The 19,159-nt window shown below is 65.7% G+C and carries 17 protein-coding genes, 1 other RNA gene and 1 pseudogene; 10 read left to right on the forward strand and 9 right to left on the reverse strand.

The annotated features are described in order from the left end of the window. Positions 1 to 115: 115 nt before the first annotated feature. The 4 genes from ruvB to ACRQ5Q_RS36980 all read right to left on the reverse strand — a co-directional run bounded on the left by ruvB (position 116) and on the right by ACRQ5Q_RS36980 (position 3,136). Complete coding sequence (gene ruvB / locus ACRQ5Q_RS36965) at positions 116 to 1,147, reverse strand: Holliday junction branch migration DNA helicase RuvB (protein ID WP_207233021.1); 1,032 nt, start codon at positions 1,145 to 1,147, stop codon at positions 116 to 118. A 20-nt stretch (positions 1,148 to 1,167) separates the two neighbouring features. Further along, on the reverse strand, positions 1,168 to 1,785 hold the full coding sequence (gene ruvA, locus ACRQ5Q_RS36970; RefSeq protein ID WP_439370502.1) for a Holliday junction branch migration protein RuvA: 618 nt from the start codon (positions 1,783 to 1,785) through the stop codon (positions 1,168 to 1,170). Continuing rightward, positions 1,782 to 2,309: a crossover junction endodeoxyribonuclease RuvC gene (gene ruvC / locus ACRQ5Q_RS36975; RefSeq protein WP_439370503.1), complete on the reverse strand. Its 528-nt coding sequence runs from the start codon at positions 2,307 to 2,309 to the stop codon at positions 1,782 to 1,784. Before ruvC ends, ruvA begins: the two co-directional genes overlap by 4 nt. Before the next feature lie 80 nt (positions 2,310 to 2,389). Beyond that, the gene (locus ACRQ5Q_RS36980) at positions 2,390 to 3,136 is read right to left on the reverse strand and encodes a YebC/PmpR family DNA-binding transcriptional regulator (RefSeq protein ID WP_439370504.1); all 747 of its coding nucleotides are present in this window, start codon (positions 3,134 to 3,136) and stop codon (positions 2,390 to 2,392) included. 218 nt (positions 3,137 to 3,354) lie between these two features. Here ACRQ5Q_RS36980 and ACRQ5Q_RS36985 point away from each other — a divergent pair. From ACRQ5Q_RS36985 to ACRQ5Q_RS37000, 4 genes and pseudogenes are all read left to right on the forward strand, one after another. Next, a pseudogene (locus ACRQ5Q_RS36985) lies at positions 3,355 to 3,859 on the forward strand (methyl-accepting chemotaxis protein); the annotation flags it as partial. 488 nt (positions 3,860 to 4,347) lie between these two features. Beyond that, positions 4,348 to 4,812 (forward strand): (2Fe-2S)-binding protein, encoded by a 465-nt coding sequence (locus ACRQ5Q_RS36990; RefSeq protein ID WP_439370505.1) that lies wholly within the window; start codon positions 4,348 to 4,350, stop codon positions 4,810 to 4,812. 8 nt (positions 4,813 to 4,820) lie between these two features. Then, a complete protein-coding gene (locus tag ACRQ5Q_RS36995; protein WP_439370506.1) occupies positions 4,821 to 6,989 on the forward strand; it encodes a molybdopterin cofactor-binding domain-containing protein in 2,169 nt (722 codons plus the stop codon). After that, complete coding sequence (locus tag ACRQ5Q_RS37000) at positions 6,986 to 8,329, forward strand: c-type cytochrome (RefSeq protein WP_439370507.1); 1,344 nt, start codon at positions 6,986 to 6,988, stop codon at positions 8,327 to 8,329. The genes ACRQ5Q_RS36995 and ACRQ5Q_RS37000 overlap by 4 nt, the downstream gene beginning before the upstream one ends. Before the next feature lie 136 nt (positions 8,330 to 8,465). On the opposite strand, the gene ACRQ5Q_RS37005 is transcribed toward ACRQ5Q_RS37000, so the two are convergent. The 5 genes from ACRQ5Q_RS37005 to ACRQ5Q_RS37025 all read right to left on the reverse strand — a co-directional run bounded on the left by ACRQ5Q_RS37005 (position 8,466) and on the right by ACRQ5Q_RS37025 (position 11,185). Then, positions 8,466 to 9,290, reverse strand: a complete 825-nt coding sequence (locus ACRQ5Q_RS37005; RefSeq protein ID WP_439370508.1) for a TIGR00282 family metallophosphoesterase — start codon at positions 9,288 to 9,290, stop codon at positions 8,466 to 8,468. Then, complete coding sequence (locus tag ACRQ5Q_RS37010; RefSeq protein ID WP_439370509.1) at positions 9,268 to 9,864, reverse strand: 5-formyltetrahydrofolate cyclo-ligase; 597 nt, start codon at positions 9,862 to 9,864, stop codon at positions 9,268 to 9,270. Before ACRQ5Q_RS37010 ends, ACRQ5Q_RS37005 begins: the two co-directional genes overlap by 23 nt. Positions 9,865 to 10,055: 191 nt before the next feature. After that, a non-coding RNA gene (ssrS, locus tag ACRQ5Q_RS37015) (6S RNA) lies at positions 10,056 to 10,216 on the reverse strand. Between the two features lie 268 nt (positions 10,217 to 10,484). Next, positions 10,485 to 10,868 (reverse strand): cell division protein ZapA, encoded by a 384-nt coding sequence (locus tag ACRQ5Q_RS37020; RefSeq protein WP_061025095.1) that lies wholly within the window; start codon positions 10,866 to 10,868, stop codon positions 10,485 to 10,487. Continuing rightward, entirely contained in the window at positions 10,865 to 11,185 is a 321-nt protein-coding gene (locus ACRQ5Q_RS37025; RefSeq protein WP_020608063.1) for a DUF4164 domain-containing protein, read from the reverse strand. Before ACRQ5Q_RS37025 ends, ACRQ5Q_RS37020 begins: the two co-directional genes overlap by 4 nt. 370 nt (positions 11,186 to 11,555) lie before the next feature. Between ACRQ5Q_RS37025 and tkt the strand changes: the two genes are divergently transcribed. The 6 genes from tkt to ACRQ5Q_RS37055 all read left to right on the forward strand — a co-directional run bounded on the left by tkt (position 11,556) and on the right by ACRQ5Q_RS37055 (position 19,158). Next, the gene (gene tkt / locus ACRQ5Q_RS37030) at positions 11,556 to 13,541 is read left to right on the forward strand and encodes a transketolase (protein WP_439394784.1); all 1,986 of its coding nucleotides are present in this window, start codon (positions 11,556 to 11,558) and stop codon (positions 13,539 to 13,541) included. Positions 13,542 to 13,689: 148 nt separating this feature from the next. Next, entirely contained in the window at positions 13,690 to 14,697 is a 1,008-nt protein-coding gene (gene gap, locus ACRQ5Q_RS37035) for a type I glyceraldehyde-3-phosphate dehydrogenase (protein ID WP_439370511.1), read from the forward strand. A 137-nt stretch (positions 14,698 to 14,834) separates the two neighbouring features. Then, the gene (locus ACRQ5Q_RS37040; RefSeq protein ID WP_439394786.1) at positions 14,835 to 16,031 is read left to right on the forward strand and encodes a phosphoglycerate kinase; all 1,197 of its coding nucleotides are present in this window, start codon (positions 14,835 to 14,837) and stop codon (positions 16,029 to 16,031) included. 51 nt (positions 16,032 to 16,082) lie between these two features. After that, positions 16,083 to 17,150, forward strand: coding sequence for a class II fructose-bisphosphate aldolase (gene fba / locus ACRQ5Q_RS37045; protein ID WP_439394788.1), 1,068 nt, complete (start codon positions 16,083 to 16,085; stop codon positions 17,148 to 17,150). A 289-nt stretch (positions 17,151 to 17,439) separates the two neighbouring features. After that, complete coding sequence (locus ACRQ5Q_RS37050) at positions 17,440 to 18,465, forward strand: class I fructose-bisphosphate aldolase (RefSeq protein WP_439394789.1); 1,026 nt, start codon at positions 17,440 to 17,442, stop codon at positions 18,463 to 18,465. Between the two features lie 3 nt (positions 18,466 to 18,468). Continuing rightward, complete coding sequence (locus ACRQ5Q_RS37055; RefSeq protein ID WP_439370515.1) at positions 18,469 to 19,158, forward strand: thiamine phosphate synthase; 690 nt, start codon at positions 18,469 to 18,471, stop codon at positions 19,156 to 19,158. Position 19,159: the final 1 nt, after the last annotated feature.

Raw genomic sequence — 19,159 nt, forward strand, 5'->3', positions numbered from 1 at the left:
CATGCAGCTTCTTGATGCGTCCCGATTGGAGCGGAATTGGGGTGCGCTCGTGCAGACCTTCTGCACGAGATTACCGGAAATTCATCAAAACCGGAACGGCGAACGTTTCAGCAGATCAGTCGTCACTTTCGTCGGTGCCGAACAGGCCGAACTGTGCCGCATCGCGATTCGGCTCGGCGAGACCGAGGTGGCGGAAGGCGTGCGAGGTGAGCAGCCGGCCGCGCGGGGTGCGCTGGAGATAGCCGCACTGGATCAGATAGGGCTCGATGATGTCCTCGATCGCATCGCGCGGCTCGGACAGCGCCGCGGCCATGGTCTCGACACCGACCGGGCCGCCGCCATAGTTGAGCGCGATGGTCGAGAGATAGCGGCGGTCCATGGCATCGAGGCCCGCGGCGTCGACCTCGAGCGCGCTCAGCGCGTGATCGGCGATCTTGCGGTCGATCGTGTCGGCATTCGCCGCCGAGGCAAAGTCGCGGACACGGCGGAGCAGGCGCCCGGCGATGCGCGGCGTGCCGCGGGCGCGGCGCGCGATCTCGTTGGCGCCATCCGCGCTCATGCCGACATTGAGCACGCGCGCCCCGCGGCTGACGATGCTCTCGAGTTCCTCGATGGTGTAGAAATTGAGCCGGACCGGAATGCCGAAGCGGTCGCGCAAGGGATTCGTAAGAAGACCGGCGCGCGTGGTGGCACCGACCAGCGTGAATTTCGACAGCTCGATCTTCACCGAGCGCGCCGCCGGGCCCTCGCCGATGATGAGGTCGAGCTGAAAATCCTCCATCGCGGGATAGAGCACCTCTTCGACCGCGGGGCTCAGGCGATGGATCTCGTCGATGAAGAGCACATCGCGCTCTTCCAGGTTGGTGAGGAGCGCCGCGAGATCCCCGGCCTTGGCGATCACGGGACCCGAGGTGGCACGAAAGCCGACGCCGAGCTCTTTCGCCACGATCTGCGCCAGCGTGGTCTTGCCGAGGCCGGGGGGACCGACGAACAGCACGTGATCCAGCGCCTCGCCGCGCTTGCGCGCCGCCTCGATGAAGATCGACAGGTTCTTGCGCGCCTGCTGCTGGCCGACGAAATCGGACAGCGATTGCGGACGCAGCGCGGTGTCGCCGACATCGTCGCTGCGGCGCTCGGGCGAGACCATGCGGTTGGCCTTGGGATCGCTCACTTCGCCAGTTCCTTCAGGCCGAGCCGGATGAGCTGCGCCGTTTCGGCGCCTTCACCCGCGCTGCGCGAGGCCGATGCAATCGCGGCAGCCGCCTGCGGCTGGCCGTAGCCCAGATTGACCAGCGCGGAGATCGCATCGGCAACCGGGCGCGGCGCGCGCTGGTCGTCGACGGCGCCGGCGAGATGCACGACGGCCGGATCGACACTGGCGAAGGCCGGCGCCTTGTCCTTCAATTCGGTGACAATGCGCTCGGCGACCTTGGGGCCGACCCCGGGCGTGCGCGACACCGCCGCCTTGTCGCGCAGCGCGATGGCATTGGCGAGATCGCCCGGCGCCAGCGTGCCGAGCACCGCGAGCGCGACCTTGGCGCCGACGCCCTGTACGGTCTGGAGCAGGCGAAACCATTCGCGCTCCTGGTCGGTGCGGAAGCCGAACAGTTTTATTTGGTCCTCGCGGACGTAAGTCTCGATCGACAGCACGGCGGCTTCGCCGGGCGAAGGCAGATGCTGCAGCGTGCGCGACGAGCAGTGCACCTGGTAACCGACGCCGCCGACGTCGAGGATGACGAAGTCCTCGCCGTAGGAGTCGATCAGGCCCTTGAGCTTGCCGATCATAACCCCGCCACCTTCAGCCTGAGCGCCCTGCCCTGGCGGTGATGGGCGTGGGTGACGGCGATGGCGAGCGCGTCGGCGGCATCCGCCGACGGCGGCTCGGCTTTGGGCAGCAATATCTTCAGCATCATCGCGATCTGTTGCTTGTCGGCGTGGCCGGCGCCGACCACCGTCTTCTTGACCTGGTTCGGCGCGTACTCGGCAACACTGATGCCGAACATTGCGGGCGCCAGCATGGCGACCCCGCGGGCCTGGCCGAGCTTGAGCGTCGCAACGCCGTCCTTGTTGACGAAAGTCTGCTCGACCGCGGCTTCGATCGGCTGGTGGCTGGACAGGACGGACGCGAGACCTTCGTGGATCGCGAGCAGCCGGCTCGACAGCGGCAGATCGTCCGGCGGTTCCACCGAGCCGCAGGCGACGTAGACCAGGCGGTTGCCCTCAGCCTCGATCACGCCCCAGCCGGTGCGGCGCAGGCCGGGGTCGATGCCGATGATGCGAACGGGGCCACGAATCGGAAGCGCAGTCATGGGCCAGTGATAGCGGCTGGCCGCGGCGGGGGAAACAGAAACAGAACGGAAGTAACAGGGGAAGTGGAGCCTTCGTGCCCCTACCCGCCCATCTTCGCCATCAGCGCGTCCGACACCTCGAAATTGGCGTAGACGTTCTGGACGTCGTCGTGCTCGTTGAGCAGGTCCATCAGCTTGAGCAGCTTCTCGCCGGTTTCGTCGTCGACCGACACCGTATTCTGCGGCTTCCAGATCAGCGCGGCCTTGCGCGGCTCGCCGAACTTGGCTTCCAGCGCCTTGGCGACGTCGCGATAGCTTTCGGTCGAGGCATAGATCTCGTGGCCGCCTTCGCCGGAGATCACGTCGTCGGCGCCGGCGTCGATCGCGGCATCCAGCACCGCGTCGTCGGAGGCGACGCTGCGGTCATATTCGATGATGCCGGTGCGGTCGAACATGAACGAGACCGAGCCGGTTTCGCCGAGATTTCCGCCGGACTTGGTGAAGAAGGAGCGGATGTCCGAGGCCGCGCGGTTGCGGTTGTCGGTCAGCGCCTCGACGATGACTGCGACGCCGCCCGGGCCATAGCCCTCGTAGCGGATCTCGTCATAGTTCTCGCCGTCATTGCCGGCCGCCTTCTTGATGGCGCGCTCGATATTGTCCTTCGGCATGTTCTCCTGGCGTGCGGCGATCACGGCGGCGCGCAGGCGCGGGTTCATGGCGGGGTCGGGCGTCCCCAGCTTGGCGGCGACGGTGATTTCCCGCGCCAGCTTGCCGAACAGTTTCGACTTTTGCGCATCCTGCCGCCCCTTGCGGTGCATGATGTTCTTGAATTGGGAATGTCCGGCCATGCGTGGTCTCTTGAGGAATAGTCAGCCAAAGGTGAGCGTGGGAAGCGCGGCCTTATAGGCCGCCAACCCAGCGGAATCAAAGGGCCCTGACGCGTCAAGCTAGCACTGTGAAGTTAGCCGGCGGAATGGTCCGTGCCCAGAGGTCGGGCATTGTTAACCCTGATTTCATCCTGGCCTGCGAAAATAGCGTCCGCCCGCCCCCCGGCAAGAGATACCTGATGGCATTCGGACTGTTTCGGAAGCGTCGGCCGGATATGGCTGCGCCGGCGGCCCCCCGCAGCTGCGCAGCCGGCGGCCATTTCCGAGCCCGTTCCGGCCAATGAGGGCGATTCGGCCAGGGACGTCCTGGAACCGCTGGAACTCGAGCTCGGGGCCATGATCCGCCAGCTCGAGCGCGCCCCAATTCGATGGCCGGCGGCGCCGAGGCGATGGCGGTGAGGCTGGCCGCCATTCGCGACCGCACCAACGCCCTGACAGGTCCCACCAACGCCGCCCAGTCGACCGCATCCACCTTCGCCCACGCCGCCGACAAGTTCGCCCAGTCGGCGCAAGGCATCGGGGCGCAGGTCCGCGCGGCCGGCAAGCTCGCCGACGACGCCAGCGCCGCAGGAAGCGCGCGCCAATGTCGACCGCCTGCGCGAGTCCTCCGCCGCGATCGGCAACGTCGTCAATCTGATCGCGCAGATCGCGCGGCAGACGACGCCGCTCGCGCTCAACTCGACCAAGAGTTCGAAAACAACCCCATGCACAGTAGGCGGGGTGTGCGGAAGCAATGGCTTATGCCGACATGCCGTGGCGCGCTTTGACTCGTCGGGCAAAACAGGGGCATAATGCTATTATTCCGAAATAACCAATTCTCATCGCCGTCTTCTCCAGCAAGATAGAGCTATCGCAGGTGACTTCCTGGCGGCCGCCGACTTTTCCAATCGCACGAATTTCGTCATCGCACGGCTTTGCACATTCGCACGACGATTTGCGACGATCGGGGGCGCTTGCGGCGAAATGCGTCAAAATATGACGATTATCATATCTTTTAACCCAAAAACGCCGCGATGATTGCCGCACAAATTCGTGAACGTCATGGCCTGACGCTTCGATCGCGCAAATATGCATTGCCGGAAATTTCGATGCTTCTTCGCTTCGCATCGATATGATTATGGTCGCGCGCAAATCGGCGACGCCGCAAGCGCTCGTCGAGCAAGGGGATGCACATGGCAACTGTTCTCACCATCAACGGGGAAACGAAATCGTTCGACGCACCACCTGAAATGCCCTTGCTGTGGGTGCTGCGCGACATCCTCGGCATGACCGGCACCAAGTTCGGCTGCGGCATCGCGCAGTGCGGCGCGTGCACGGTGCATGTCGACGGCAAGGCGGTGCGTTCCTGCGTGCTGCCGGTGAGCGCGGTCGCGAACCGCGCCATCACCACCATCGAACATGTCGGCAGCACGCCTGCGGGCGCGAAGGTGCAGAAGGCCTGGCTCGAGGCCGAGGTGGTCCAGTGCGGCTATTGCCAGTCCGGCCAGATCATGGCGGCGGCCGCACTGCTGGCGACGACGCCAAACCCCGACGATTCCGACATCGACGCCGCGATGGCCGGCAACATCTGCCGCTGCGGCACCTATGTCCGCATCCGCGAGGCCATCAAGCACGCCGCCAACGGCAAGCAGTCGTGAGACCCGCCATGAACGCACACAACGACATCTCCCGCCGCGCGCTTCTCACCGGCGGCCTCGCCTCCGGATTCCTGCTCGCCTTCCACCTGCCGCTGCGCGCCGCCATCAACGAGCCGGTCCAGCCGGATGACAAGACCGACGGCAAGTTCGCACCGAATGCCTTCATCCGCATCGATCCGGAAGGTGTGACCACGCTGGTGATGCCGCAGGTCGAGATGGGACAGGGAATCTACACCGCGATCTCGATGATCCTGGCGGAAGAGCTCGACGCGGATTGGTCGAAGGTTCAGCTGCTGCACGCACCGGCCAACGAAAAGCTGTACGGCAATCCGCTCTTCATCATCCAGGCGACCGGGGGCTCCTCATCGGTCCGCGCGTTCTGGAAGCCGCTGCGCGAAGCCGGCGCCAGCGCACGCACCATGCTGGTGCAGGCCGCGGCCGCACAATGGAGCGTCGATCCCGCCAGCTGCACGACCTCGAAGGGTATCGTGACGCACCAGGCGAGCGGCCGGGCACTCGCCTATGGCGCGCTGGCGGCGGCCGCGAGCGGGCAGACACCGCCCAAGAACGTCCCGCTGAAAGACCCCAAGGATTTCGTCTATATCGGCCAGCCGTTGAAGCGGCTCGACACGCCCGAGAAGGTGAACGGCAAGGCCGTCTACGGCATCGACGCCATCGTGCCGGGCATGAAATTCGCGACCCTGGCGCAGTGCCCGGTGTTCGGCGGCAAGGTCGGCAAGGTCGATGACCGGGCCGCGAAGAAGATTCCGGGCGTGCGGCAGATCGTCGTGCTCGACGATCTCGTCGCCGTGGTCGGCGATCACATGTGGGCGGCCAAGAAAGGCCTCGATGCGCTCGACATCGAATGGAACGAGGGACCGAACGCCAAGCTGAATTCGAAAGCGATCTGGGACGATCTGCGCGCCGCCAGCGCCAAGGACGGCGTGGTCGCCAAGGCCACCGGCGACGTCGCCAAGGGCCTCGCGGCCGGTGAAAAATTCGAGGCCTCGTTCGAATTGCCGTTTCTCGCCCACGCGACGATGGAGCCGTTGAACGCCACGGTCCATTGCAAGCCTGATTCCTGCGAGATCTGGACGGGCACGCAGATCATGGCGCGCGTGCAGTCGGAGGCGGCCAAGGCCGCCGGGCTCGCTGTCGAGAAGGTGACCGTGAACAACCATCTGCTGGGCGGCGGCTTCGGCCGCAAGCTCGAGCCCGACATGGTGGTCACCGCGGTACGCATCGCCAAACAGGTCGACGGGCCGGTCAAGGTGGTGTGGACCCGTGAAGAGGACATTCAGCACGACATCTACCGTCCGGTCTATCGCGACACGATCGCGGCAACCTTGTCAGGCGGCAAGATCACCAGCTGGAAGTACAAGATCGCCGGCGCTGCGATCCTCGCGCGCTGGCTGCCGCCGGCGTTCCAGAAGGGTATCGATATCGACGCGGTCGACAGCGCCGTCGACGTGCCCTACGAGATCCCGAATTTCCAAGTCGAGTATGTCCGGGCCGAACCGCCGGCGATCCCGACTGGATTCTGGCGCGGGGTCGGCCCCAACAACAACGTGTTTGCGGTCGAGTCGTTCGTCGACGAATTGGCGCGCAAGGCGGGCAAGGACCCGGTCGAGTTTCGCCGCGGCATGCTCGCCAATTCGCCGCGCTTCCTCTCCGTCCTCGACCTCGCGGCCGAGAAGTCCAATTGGGGGCAGCCCTTGCCGGCGCGCGTCGGGCGCGGAGTGTGCCTGCAGCCGTCATTCGGGAGCTTCATCGCCACTGTCGTGGAAGCGGAAGTCGACGAGCAGGGCGAGGTCAATCTGCGACGCGCCACCTCTGTGGTCGATACCGGCATTGCCATCAATCCCGATACGATCATGGCCCAGCTCGAGGGCGGGCTGGTCTTCGGCCTGACCGCCGCGCTCTACGGCGAGGTCACCATCGACAAGGGCCGCGTCCAGCAATCCAACTTCCATGACTACCGGATGCTGCGGATCAACCAGATGCCCAAGATCGAGGTTCACGTCGTCAAGAGCGGCGAGGCGCCCGGCGGAATCGGCGAGACCGGTACGACGGCGGGGCCGCCGGCGCTGCGCAACGCGATTTACGCGGCAACCGGCGTGGCGCTGCGGCGCCTGCCGATCGATCGGAAACTGCTGGCTGCGGGGAAGAAGGCATGAGCGGCAAGATGCGTATCCTCTCGAGTCTCGTCGTGATCGCCGTCGTCGCGGTGGCGCTCGGAGTCTGGATCATCCGCGGGCCCGGCCCGCTCGACTTTGCCGGAAGCACCAAGGTGGCGCTGGCGGATTACCGCGCCGGCAAGCCGACCGGCGTGCCGGCCAAGCTGGAGAATGCGAGCCTGGTCGAACGCGGCGAATATCTCGCCAAGGCCGCCGACTGCATGGTCTGCCACACCAAGCCGGGCGAGAAGGACTATTCCGGCGGGCTCGCCTTCAAGCTGCCGTTCGGCACGCTCTATTCGACCAACATCACGCCGGACAGGGACACCGGCATCGGCAATTACAGCGACCAGGACTTCTTGAACGCGGTCCAGCACGGCAAGCGGCGTGACGGCGCGCGGCTCTATCCGGCGATGCCCTACACGTCCTACACGTTCATGACCGATGAGGATGTGCTGGCGGTGAAGGCCTATCTGTTCAGCCTGCCGGCGGTGCGTGCCAGGGCGCCCGACAACACGCTGTCATTCCCGTTCAACCAGCGCTGGGCGATGATCTTCTGGTCGGCCGTGTTCAATCCGGACACGCGCTTTGCGCCGGACACGTCGAAGAGCCCGGAGTGGAATCGTGGTGCGTATCTTGCGGAGGCGCTGGCGCATTGCGGGGAGTGCCACACGCCGCGCAATCTCGGCTTCGCGCTCGATAACCGCAAGAAGTTCGCCGGCGCCATCACGGCGGGCTGGCGCGCCTTCAACATCTCCTCGGACAAGGCCACCGGTCTCGGCAACTGGAGCGACCAGGATCTGATCTCGTATCTGTCGCTCGGCCATGCGCCGGGCCACGGCTCGGCCTCGGGCCCGATGGGTGAAGCGGTCGACCACAGCTTTAGCCAGTTCACCCCAGGGGACATCAGCAGCATCGTTGCCTACCTGCGCAGCGTGCCGCCGCAGCCCTCGCCCGACCTGCCGGCATCTACGGCACCCGTCGCCCCCGCCTCGCACCGCGACGGCGTGACAGCGGACGCGCGCGGCAAGAAGGTGTTCGCCAGCGCCTGCGCCAGCTGCCATGGCTGGAGCGGCGAGAGCCCGGTGTCGCCGATGGCGACGCTCACCGGCACCTGGGCCGTCAACGACCCCGCCGCCACCAACGTCGCGCAGATCGTGATCTCGGGCACCAAGCGGCATACGCCTGACGGTGCGCTGTCGATGCCCGCGTTCGGCAATGCCTATACCGACGACGAGATCGCGGCGGTGGCGAACTACGTCACGGCGCGATTCGGTGCGAAGGGCTCGATGCTGACGGCGAAGGATGTGGCGGAGCTGCGGGAGCAGACGGCGGAGTGAGTCTCGCCGCGATTGACACTGCACCCTCTCCCCTTGCGGGCGAGCCTCTCGCAGTCGAGCTCGCTGATAGAACCCGGCGCTTCGCGCCACCTTCTCCCGCAAGGGGAGAAGGTGCAGTGGTTGTTTGCCGCGCAAGCTAGCTCAACCAGAACTTCGGCGTCGTCGGCTCCAGTCTTCCGCCGACGCGCACCGGTGCGATGCGGAGCGCGAGGCCCGTTGCGTCGTCCGTCTCTACCGCGACGCCACTGAGGGTTGCAGCGCCGGCTGCCGGCTCGAAGCGGCTCGACGGAATGCCTGACGTGAACCGGCGCAGCGGCTCTTCCTTCTGCATGCCGATGATGGAATCGTAGTCGCCGGTCATGCCGGCGTCGGTCATGTAGGCGGTGCCGCCTGCGAGGATCTGGTGGTCGGCGGTCGGCACATGCGTGTGGGTGCCGACGACGAGGCTGGCGCGCCCGTCGCAGAAGAAGCCGATGCCCTGCTTCTCGCTGGTCGCCTCGCAATGGAAATCGACGACGATGGCATCGGCGGCGACGCCGAGCGGACAGGCCCCTAACTCGCGCTCGAGCGCGGCGAAGGGATCGTCGAACGGGGTCATGAAGACGCGGCCGAGCGCGTTGACGACGAGGGCGTGCTTGCCGTTCTTGGCCTCGACCAGAGCGGCGCCGCGGCCGGGCGTGCCGCGCGGATAGTTTGCGGGGCGCACCAGGCGGTCGGCGCGCTGGATGAACACCAGGGCCTCGCGCTGGTCCCAGGAGTGGTTGCCGAGCGTCACCGCATCGGCGCCGGCCTCGAGAAACTCCTGGTAGATCGCTTCCGTGATGCCGAAGCCGCCGGCCGAATTCTCGCCGTTGACCACGACGAAATCGAGCGACCAGTCCTTGACCATGCCGGGCAGATATTCGGCGACGGCCTCGCGCCCGCTACGGCCGACGACGTCACCCACGAAGAGAATGCGCAACTTCAGGACTCCGGAAATCGAACACGTCCGATTCCGTTAGCACATAATCCAGCGCCACGTCGTGGGATAGTGCCGGAACCGCCTCGATCTCCTGCGCCGCAAAAGCAAGGCCGATGCCGACGATGTGCTTGGCCTTGCGCAAATGCGCGAAGGTGAAATCGTAATGCCCGGCGCCATAGCCGACGCGATGGCCGAGACGGTCGAAGGCGGCGAGCGGCGTCAGCATGACGTCGGGGATGACTTCAGCGGCTGCAGGCGACGGCTCGGGAATGCCGAGCGGGCCTAGCATCAGGCGGTCGTTCGGATGGAAGATGCGGAAGATCAGCGACTGGCCACGCGCGGTGACGCAAGGCAGCGCCAGCCTGGCGCCCTGCTCCGCAAGCCGCTTGAGGAGCGGCATCGGATCGATCTCGCTGCGGATCGGCGAATAACCGGAGACGATGCTGCCCGGCAATAGCTCGAACGGCAGCCCGCGCTTGGCGAGCTTGGCGGCCGCAGCCGTGCGCTTCTTCTCGCTCAGCGCATCGCGCTTGGCGAGGGCCTTGGCACGGAGCTCGGATTTGGAGTTGGACATGCGCTTTGGTCCCCCAAGGTCATCACCCGCCTTGTGCGCCATTGCGCACTGGAGCGGGTGATCCAGTATTCCAGAGGCGGTCGTGATTCACACAAGGGCCGGCGTACTGGATGGCCCGGTCAAGCCGGGGCATGACACCTGTTGAACTGGCCGCAGTCGTTTCAACAAGTACAAACCAAGCAAACATCGAGTGCGAAGCCGCGTACGCCGTTGAAGCACTCGATCCCGGAGTTCCCTACGAAAGTAGGTGGGCACCATATGTCCGGGCCCACGGGCCCGGCCAGGGACAGTTCCCTAAAGGATCGATAAGGCCCCGGGGATATATGGCTCCTGACGCACGTCGCAGCTTCGCTTGGGCAATGTAACAACGATACCGATGAATCGCCAGCCCGGCGGAAATGCGAGCTTCGACGTAATGAGGCGTGCCGCGAGCCGCGGCGGAAGTGCGCTCCCTCCCCCGCTTGCGTGGGAGGGTTGGGGAGAGGGTGTCTCCTCGGGCGAGAACCCCCTGGAGGAGAGAGCCCTCACCCGGCGTTCGCGCCGACCTCTCCTGCAAGCGGGAGAGGTTGAGACCGCGGACACATCGAACCCAACAAGCTGATCGAGTCTTCCGAAGAGCCTCAGCCGATCGCAATCCCGTTGCCGACGGTGCGGTTCAGGACCTGAGTCGACTTCTCGATGCGCTCGGCGGCGGCATTCAGGGCGTTCACCACCGCGGTCTGGGTCATGCGGGCGCGCTCGACCGCGGCGTTGCGGAAATCCCGGAGCTCGGTCAGCTCCTGCTCGAGGGTTCGGACGCGGTTGCTGGTGTCGATCAGCTCGTCGCAGACGGTCAGCGCGGCCATCACGGTGAGGCGTGCATCGCCGATCTCGCCGAATTTGCCGCGCAGCGACTGGATGCGTGTCTCGAGGGTTTCGGCGAGCTTGAGCAGCCGCACCTCCTGGCCCTCCTCGCAAGCCATGCGGTATTGCCGGCCATTGATGGTGACGTTGATGTGGCTCATCCATCCTCTCCGGTATCGAGCACCGAGCGTATCGTGACGATCGCGGAATCCAGCCGGTCGGAGATCTCGCGATTGGTGCGCTCGAGCTTGCGCGCCTTCACCAGCGCGCCGTCGAGCTCGTCGGCCAGTCGCGAACGGTCCGCGCCGAGCGCCTGGATTCGCGCCGCGAGCTCGTTCTCGTCGCGATCGGCATCGCGTCGCCGCTCGACCGCGCTTTCGAGCGCATCGAGCGCCGCCATGAGCCTGCGGGTCGCGATCTCGATCTCGACGGCGGACGACTCCGTCATGGCAGAGCTGTTGGACACGCGATCGTTCATGCAGTCAGCGGCGGAACCTGGCGGCCTTTGCCCAGTGGCCTTTCCCTGGAGCTTGCCACCCGGCAAAAGACTCGGTTCGGCAAGCGGTTAGAAGCAGAAATTTACGTGGCAAGCTAGCCGAGCGCAACGCCGCCCCGAAATTGTACACCGATAGATCGGAGGGACATCGTCCGGATCGTCGATTGCCGCCGGCACGATCCGGGCGCAGAACCGGTCTCCACAGAGGCAACTTTTGCGGTCAAACCGGCGTTTGATTGCCTTGGACTCGCGGAACTGAGGTGCTATCCCAGCCGCGACCTCCAGCGGCCGAAAGGCTCCTTCCCCGCGCGGGCGTGCACGCCAAGCGCCTCATTTCAGACGGATTTCAGACATGACGCAGGTCGACCACACCCGTATGGCCAACGCCATCCGCGGCCTTTCGATGGACGCTGTCGAGAAGGCGAAATCGGGCCATCCCGGCCTGCCGATGGGCGCCGCCGACATCGCCACGGTGCTGTTCACGCAGTTCCTGAAATTCGACGCCTCAGCGCCCGCCTGGCCGGACCGCGACCGCTTCGTGCTGTCGGCCGGCCACGGTTCGATGCTGCTCTATTCGCTGCTGTATCTCACCGGCAATGCCGAGATGACGCTGGACCAGATCAAGCAGTTCCGCCAGGTCGATTCGCTCACCCCCGGACATCCCGAGAACTTCCGCACCAAGGGCATCGAGACCACGACCGGCCCGCTCGGCCAGGGCATCTCGACCGCGGTCGGCATGGCGCTCGCCGAGAAGATGCTCGCCGCCGAGTTCGGCAAGAAGATCGTCGACCACCACACCTATGTGCTCGCCTCCGACGGCGACCTGATGGAAGGCGTCTCGCAGGAAGCGATTGCGATGGCCGGGCACTGGAAGCTCAACAAGCTGATCGTGCTCTACGACGACAACGGCATCTCGATCGACGGCCCGACCTCGCTCGCCGATTCCGTCGACCAGGTGAAGCGCTTCAAGTCCGCCGGCTGGGCGGCCGAGAAGATCGACGGCCAGGACCAGGCCGCGATCGCCGCTGCGATCACGCGCGCGAAAAAATCCAACAAACCGACGCTGATCGCGTGCCGCACCACCATCGGCTTCGGCGCGCCGAACAAGGCCGGCACCTCGAAGGTGCACGGCGAGGCGCTAGGGGCCGACGAGCTCAAGGCCACCAAGGAAAATCTCGGCATCTCGCTCGAGCCGTTCACGGTCGCCGACGACGTGCTGAAGGCCTGGCGTGCGGCCGGCAGCCGCGGCGCTGCGGCACGTCAGGAATGGGAAGCGCGGCTGGGCGAGCTCGGCAGCCGCAAGCGCGCCGAGTTCGAGCGCCGCCTGCGCCATGAGCGTCCGGCCTCGCTGGCGAAGGCGCTGCGCGCGCACAAGAAGGAGCTGCTGGAGAAGCCGCTCGTCGCCGCCACGCGCAAATCGTCGGAAGCGGCGATCGAGGCGATCGCAGCCGCAATGCCGATGGAATTCTTGGCGGGCTCGGCCGACCTCACCGGCTCCAACAACAACAAGGCGAAGTCGGCGACCGCCTTCTCGGCGAAGACGCCGAAGGGCCGCTTCATCCATTACGGCATCCGCGAGCACGGCATGGCCGCGGCGATGAACGGCATCTTCCTGCACGGCGGCTTTGCGCCGAACGGCGCGACCTTCCTCGTCTTCACCGATTATGCGCGGCCGGCGATGCGCCTCGCGGCGCTGATGGGCGCCGGCGTCGTCTACGTGATGACCCACGACTCCATCGGCCTCGGCGAGGACGGTCCGACCCATCAGCCGGTCGAGCATCTCGCCGCACTGCGCGCCATGCCCAACATGCGCGTGTTCCGCCCCTGCGATTCCATAGAGGTCGCCGAGTGCTGGGAACTGGCGCTGAACCGCGTCGACGGCCCGACCGTGCTGGCGCTGACGCGGCAGAACCTGCCGCAGCTCCGCACCACCGCGCCGAACGACAACCCTTGCGCCGCGGGTGCCTATGAACTGGTTCCGGCGCAGGGCGAAGCCAAGGTGTCGCTGTTCGCATCGGGTTCGGAGGTCGAGATCGCGGTTGCCGCGCAGAAGCAGCTCGCCGAGCGCGGCATCGCGTCACGGGTGGTGTCGGTACCCTCGCTCGAGCTTTTGTTAGCGCAACCAGAAGCCAAGCGGGCCGCCGTCATCGGCAATGCGCCGGTGAAGGTCGCGATCGAGGCTGCAGTACGCTGGGGCTGGGATGCCGTGATCGGCCAGGATGGCGAATTCATCGGCATGCATTCCTTCGGCGAAAGCGGCCCGGCGAAGGAGCTTTACAAGCATTTCGGCATTACCGCCGAGGCTGCGGTTAACGCCGTGCTGAAGCGCGTTTCCTGAGAGTTGAGCTTGTCAAAAAAAAGGACTACGTAACGTCGCATATGATCAAGCACCGTCCGGCCGAACCGGGCGTCCGCCCCTAAAAAACCCTCGCTGGCGCGCAAAGCGCGTTGTGCGGGACGACAACGGTCATTGAAGGAGACGAAACATGGCAGTCCGCGTCGGAATCAACGGTTTTGGCCGCATCGGCCGCAACGTGCTGCGGGCTATCGCCGAGTCGGGCCGCAAGGACATCGAGGTCGTCGGCATCAACGATCTCGGCCCGGTCGAGACCAACGCCCATCTGCTCCGTTTCGACAGCGTCCATGGCCGCTTTCCCGGCACCGTGACCGTCGATGGTGACTCGATCAACCTCGGCGGCGGCAAGATCAAGGTGACCGCCGAGCGCGATCCCTCGAAGCTGCCCTGGAAGGATCTCGGCGTCGACATCGCGCTCGAGTGCACCGGCATCTTCACCTCGAAGGACAAGGCCAGCGCGCATCTGACCGCCGGCGCCAAGCGCGTGCTGGTCTCCGCGCCCGCCGACGGCGCCGACGCCACCATCGTCTACGGTGTCAACCACGACACGCTGACCAAGGATCACCTCGTCGTCTCCAACGGAAGCTGCACCACCAACTGCCTCGCGCCGGTCGCCAAGGTGCTGAACGATCTCGTCGGCATCGAGACCGGCTTCATGACCACGATCCACGCCTATACCGGCGACCAGCCGACGCTGGACACGCTGCACAAGGATCTCTACCGCGGCCGCGCGGCTGCGATGTCGATGATCCCGACCTCGACCGGCGCCGCCAAGGCGATCGGCCTCGTGCTGCCCGAGCTGAAGGGCAAGCTCGACGGCGTCGCGATCCGCGTGCCGACCCCGAACGTCTCGGTCGTCGACCTCAAGATCGTCGCCAAGCGCGCCACCGATGCCAAGGAAATCAACGCGGCGATGAAGCGCGCCAGCGAGCAGCAGCTCAAGGGCATCCTCGGCTACACCAATGCGCCGAACGTCTCGATCGACTTCAACCACGACCCGCACTCCTCGACCTTCCACGAGGACCAGACCAAGGTGCAGAACGGCACGCTGGTGCGCGTGATGTCCTGGTACGACAACGAGTGGGGCTTCTCGAACCGCATGGCGGACACCGCCGTCGCGATGGCGAAGGTGATCTAACGCCGCTCTCGTGTCCCGGACGCGGAGCGGCGCGCTTGCGCTGCTCCGCAGAGCCGGACCCATCTCCCCGCGTAGGTCCCGGTTCTGCAGCGCACCGCTTTGCGGCTGGCGCAGCACCCGGGACAAGGAAGCGTCCGATGACCAACAAATTCCGCACCCTCGACGACGTCGACGTGAAGGGCAAGCGCGTGCTGCTGCGCGTCGATCTGAACGTGCCCATGGACAACGGGCGCGTCACCGATGCGACCCGGCTCGAGCGCGTCGCGCCGACCATCACCGAAATCTCGGACAAGGGCGGCAAGGTCATCCTGCTCGCGCATTTCGGCCGGCCCAAGGGCCGCGATGCCAAGGACTCGCTCAAGCCCGTCGCCGAAGCGCTGTCGAAGGTCGTGAAGAAGCCCGTGGCGTTTGCCGATGACTGCATCGGCGAGCCCGCGGCCACGGCCGTGGCGGCTCTGAAGGATGGCGACATTCTCTGCCTGGAAAACACCCGCTTCCACAAAGAGGAAGAGAAGAACGATCCCGCCTTCGTCGCGGAACTGGCAAAGCTCGGCGACATCTGGGTCAGCGACGCGTTCTCGGCCGCGCACCGCGCCCACGCCTCGACCGAAGGCCTCGGTCACAAGCTGCCGGCCTATGCCGGCCGCACCATGCAGGCCGAACTCGATGCGCTGGAGAAGGCGCTGGGCTCGCCGACAAAGCCGGTCATCGCCATCATCGGCGGCGCAAAGGTCTCGACCAAGATCGACCTGCTCGAAAATCTCGTCACCAAGGTCGACGCGCTCGTGATCGGCGGCGGCATGGCCAACACCTTCCTGCACGCCCAGGGCGTCGCCATCGGCAAGTCGCTGGCCGAGAAGGATCTCGCGCCGACCGCGGTGCGCATCATGGAGAAGGCCGAAGCCGCCAACTGCGCCATCATCCTGCCGGTGGACGCCACCGTCGCCTATCACTTCGCGGCGAATGCGCCCTCGCACGCCTATGGTCTCGATGCGATCCCGGCCGACGGCATGATCCTCGACGTCGGCCCGCAATCGGTCGTGCGCGTCCAGGCCGCGATCGACGATGCGGCGACGCTGGTCTGGAACGGACCGCTCGGTGCGTTCGAGATGCAGCCGTTCGACCGCGGCACCGTGGCGGCCGCCAAGCATGCGGCCGGACGCACCAAGGCGAAAAAGCTGATCTCGATCGCGGGCGGCGGCGACACGGTTGCAGCGCTCAACCAGGCCCATGTGGCCGGCGACTTCACCTATGTCTCGACCGCCGGTGGCGCATTTCTTGAATGGATGGAAGGCAAGCCCCTGCCCGGCGTCGAAGTCCTGCGCGTCAAGTAGTCAGTCGGCCTTTCAAGTCAGCTTGCAGGCCCAAACGGGAGAAAAACACACATGGCTCGGATCACGTTGCGTCAATTGCTCGACCATGCGGCGGAGAACGATTACGGCGTACCGGCCTTCAACATCAACAACATGGAGCAGGCGCTGGCGATCATGGACGCGGCCAACCAGGTCGACGCGCCCGTCATCATCCAGGCCTCGCGCGGCGCGCGCTCCTACGCCAACGACGTCATGCTCAAGCACATGATGGACGCCGTCACCGAGATCTATCCGCACATCCCCGTCTGCGTGCATCTCGACCACGGCAATGAGCCCGCGACCTGCATGACCGCGATCCAGGCCGGCTTCACCTCCGTCATGATGGACGGCTCGCTCAAGGCCGACGGCAAGACGCCGGGCGACTGGAGCTACAATGTCGGCGTCACCAAGACCGTGACCGACATGGCCCATCTCGGCGGCATCTCGGTGGAAGGCGAGTTAGGGGTGCTCGGCTCGCTCGAAACGGGCATGGGCGACAAGGAAGACGGCCACGGCGCCGAAGGCAAGCTCAGCCACGACCAGCTCCTGACCAATCCGGACGAGGCCGTGAAGTTCGTGCAGGAGACCAAGGTCGACGCGCTCGCGATCGCGATGGGTACCTCGCATGGCGCCTACAAGTTCACCCGCAAGCCCGACGGCGACATCCTCGCCATGAACGTGATCGAGGAGATCCACCGCAAGCTGCCGAACACGCACCTCGTCATGCACGGCTCCTCGTCGGTGCCGCAGGACCTGCAGGACATCATCAACGCCTATGGCGGCAAGATGAAGCCGACCTGGGGCGTGCCGGTGGCCGAGATCCAGCGCGGCATCAAGAACGGCGTGCGCAAGATCAACATCGATACCGACAACCGCATGGCCATGACCGGCCAGATCCGGAAAGTGCTCAAGGACAATCCGGAGGAGTTCGATCCGCGCAAGTACCTGAAGCCGGCGATGGAAGCGATGACGAAGCTGTGCAAGCAGCGCCTGCAGGAGTTCAACACCGCAGGGCAGGCCTCCAAGATCAAGAAGGTCCTGACCACCGCCGAGATGGCCAAGCGCTACGCCAAGGGCGAGCTGGATCCGAAGGTCGCGTGAGACCCGCCCCATCCCTCCCTCTCCCCGTTCTTACGGGGAGAGGGTCGGGGTGAGGGGCTCCCTCCGCGAGTTGTGCCCTATCGATAGACCTGTCCCCCTCACCCGGATCACATCTGCGATGTGATCCGACCTCTCCCCGCAGGCGGGGAGAGGTGAAGGGTCGCCCAGCCCGCCCAGGCATTTACCCAACTGACCTCCCCCTACCCTGCGACGAACGTTAACTCGGCAATTGCCCGAGAACGGTCTATTTTCACGGGCAAGGGCAGAATCGTTTTGGGAGGACCTCTCGATGAATCTGACTGAGCTCAACAGGATCGCGACCGCCATGGTCGCCCCAGGCAAGGGCATCCTTGCCGCCGACGAATCCTCCGGCACCATCAAGAAGCGCTTTGACGCGATCGGCGTGGAATCGACCGAAACCAACCGCCGCGACTATCGCGAGATGTTGTTCCGCTCGACCGAAGCCATGAGCCAGTATATTTCCGGCGTGATCCTCTATGACGAGACGATCTGGCAGGACGCCGCGGACGGTACGCCCCTCATCAAGCTGATCGAGCAGAGCGGGGCCATTCCCGGCATCAAGGTCGACGAAGGCACGCAGGCCCTGCCGATGTGCCCCGGCGAGCTCGTCACCGTCGGGCTCGACAAACTCGCCGAACGGCTGAAGAAGTATTACGAGCGCGGCGCGCGCTTTGCCAAATGGCGCGCGGTGATCGATATCGGCAGCGGCATCCCCTCCATGACAGCGATCAGCGTCAACGCCCATGCGCTGGCGCGCTATGCGGCGCTGTGCCAGGCCGCGCAGATCGTGCCGATCGTCGAGCCTGAGGTGCTGATGGACGGCGACCACGACATCGACCGCTGCTATGACGTGACCCAGCGCGTGCTCAACAAGACGTTCCAGGAATTGCGCGTGCAGCGCGTCGCGCTCGAAGGCATGGTGCTGAAACCGAACATGGCGATCTCAGGCAAGAAGTCACCGAAGCAGGCTTCCGTCGAGGAAGTCGCGGAGAAGACGATCCGGCTGCTCAAGGCCTGCGTGCCGGCGGCAGTCCCCGGCATCGCCTTCCTCTCCGGCGGCCAGTCGGACGAGGAGGCAACTGCGCATCTCAACGCCATGCACAAACTCGGCCCGCTGCCCTGGGGCCTGACCTTCTCCTACGGCCGCGCGCTGCAGGCCGCGCCGCAGAAGACCTGGTCAGGCAAGGCCGAGAATGTCGCGGCCGGCCAGCGCGCGTTCAGCCATCGCGCGCGCATGAACGGCCTCGCCTCCAAGGGCGAATGGCAAAGCAGCCTGGAAAAGAAGGCAGCCTAGACCTTGTCGAACAAACCGCCTCCGCCGCGCCCGGCGCCGCGCCTCTATCTCGCGACGCCCGTCGTCGATGATCCCGCTGCGCTGGTCGCCGAATTGCCGGGCCTGCTGGCCTCAGCCGATGTCGCGGCCGTGCTGCTGCGGCTGAAGGAGACCGACCAGCGCAGCATGATCTCGCGCATCAAGGCGCTGGCGCCGGCGGTGCAGAAGGCGGGCGCAGCACTGCTCGTCGACGGCCATCCCGAGCTCGTCGCACGTGGCGGCGCCGACGGCGCACACTTGCCCGGCATCGCCGCGCTGAAGGAGGCGCTGCCATCGCTCAAGCCCGATCGCATCGCCGGCGTGGGCGGGCTGACGACGCGGCACCATTCCATGGATGCGGGCGAATTGGGCGCCGACTATTTGCTGTTCGGCGAGCCCGATGCGAAAGGACAGCGGCCCTCGTCGCAGGCGATTGCCGAGCGGCTGGACTGGTGGGCCGAGCTGTTCGAGCCGCCCTGCGTCGGCTTTGCGACGTCGCTGGGAGAGGCCTACGACTTCGCCGCCAGCGGCGCCGATTTCGTGCTGGTCGGCGAGTTCATCTGGGCCGATCCGCGCGGGCCCAAGGCGGCGCTGGTCGAGGTCGATGCTGCGATCAAGAAGGCCCATGCGACGGCGCCTGGCCCTCGAGATACTGCCGGTCAGGAGCACGGCTAGC

Origin of the sequence: Bradyrhizobium sp. PMVTL-01 (assembly GCF_051861855.1) — a bacterium.
Classification (GTDB): domain Bacteria; phylum Pseudomonadota; class Alphaproteobacteria; order Rhizobiales; family Xanthobacteraceae; genus Bradyrhizobium.

What these genes read in the sequence shown, in the direction of transcription:
- ruvB (WP_207233021.1), bottom strand. Translation starts at nt 1,147, where the DNA reads ATGGTCTCGCCCGAGCGCCGCAGCGACGATGTCGGCGACACCGCGCTG.
- ruvA (WP_439370502.1), bottom strand. Translation starts at nt 1,785, where the DNA reads ATGATCGGCAAGCTCAAGGGCCTGATCGACTCCTACGGCGAGGACTTC.
- ruvC (WP_439370503.1), bottom strand. Translation starts at nt 2,309, where the DNA reads ATGACTGCGCTTCCGATTCGTGGCCCCGTTCGCATCATCGGCATCGAC.
- ACRQ5Q_RS36980 (WP_439370504.1), bottom strand. Translation starts at nt 3,136, where the DNA reads ATGGCCGGACATTCCCAATTCAAGAACATCATGCACCGCAAGGGGCGG.
- ACRQ5Q_RS36990 (WP_439370505.1), top strand. Translation starts at nt 4,348, where the DNA reads ATGGCAACTGTTCTCACCATCAACGGGGAAACGAAATCGTTCGACGCA.
- ACRQ5Q_RS36995 (WP_439370506.1), top strand. Translation starts at nt 4,821, where the DNA reads ATGAACGCACACAACGACATCTCCCGCCGCGCGCTTCTCACCGGCGGC.
- ACRQ5Q_RS37000 (WP_439370507.1), top strand. Translation starts at nt 6,986, where the DNA reads ATGAGCGGCAAGATGCGTATCCTCTCGAGTCTCGTCGTGATCGCCGTC.
- ACRQ5Q_RS37010 (WP_439370509.1), bottom strand. Translation starts at nt 9,864, where the DNA reads ATGTCCAACTCCAAATCCGAGCTCCGTGCCAAGGCCCTCGCCAAGCGC.
- ACRQ5Q_RS37020 (WP_061025095.1), bottom strand. Translation starts at nt 10,868, where the DNA reads ATGAGCCACATCAACGTCACCATCAATGGCCGGCAATACCGCATGGCT.
- ACRQ5Q_RS37025 (WP_020608063.1), bottom strand. Translation starts at nt 11,185, where the DNA reads ATGAACGATCGCGTGTCCAACAGCTCTGCCATGACGGAGTCGTCCGCC.
- tkt (WP_439394784.1), top strand. Translation starts at nt 11,556, where the DNA reads ATGACGCAGGTCGACCACACCCGTATGGCCAACGCCATCCGCGGCCTT.
- gap (WP_439370511.1), top strand. Translation starts at nt 13,690, where the DNA reads ATGGCAGTCCGCGTCGGAATCAACGGTTTTGGCCGCATCGGCCGCAAC.
- ACRQ5Q_RS37040 (WP_439394786.1), top strand. Translation starts at nt 14,835, where the DNA reads ATGACCAACAAATTCCGCACCCTCGACGACGTCGACGTGAAGGGCAAG.
- fba (WP_439394788.1), top strand. Translation starts at nt 16,083, where the DNA reads ATGGCTCGGATCACGTTGCGTCAATTGCTCGACCATGCGGCGGAGAAC.
- ACRQ5Q_RS37050 (WP_439394789.1), top strand. Translation starts at nt 17,440, where the DNA reads ATGAATCTGACTGAGCTCAACAGGATCGCGACCGCCATGGTCGCCCCA.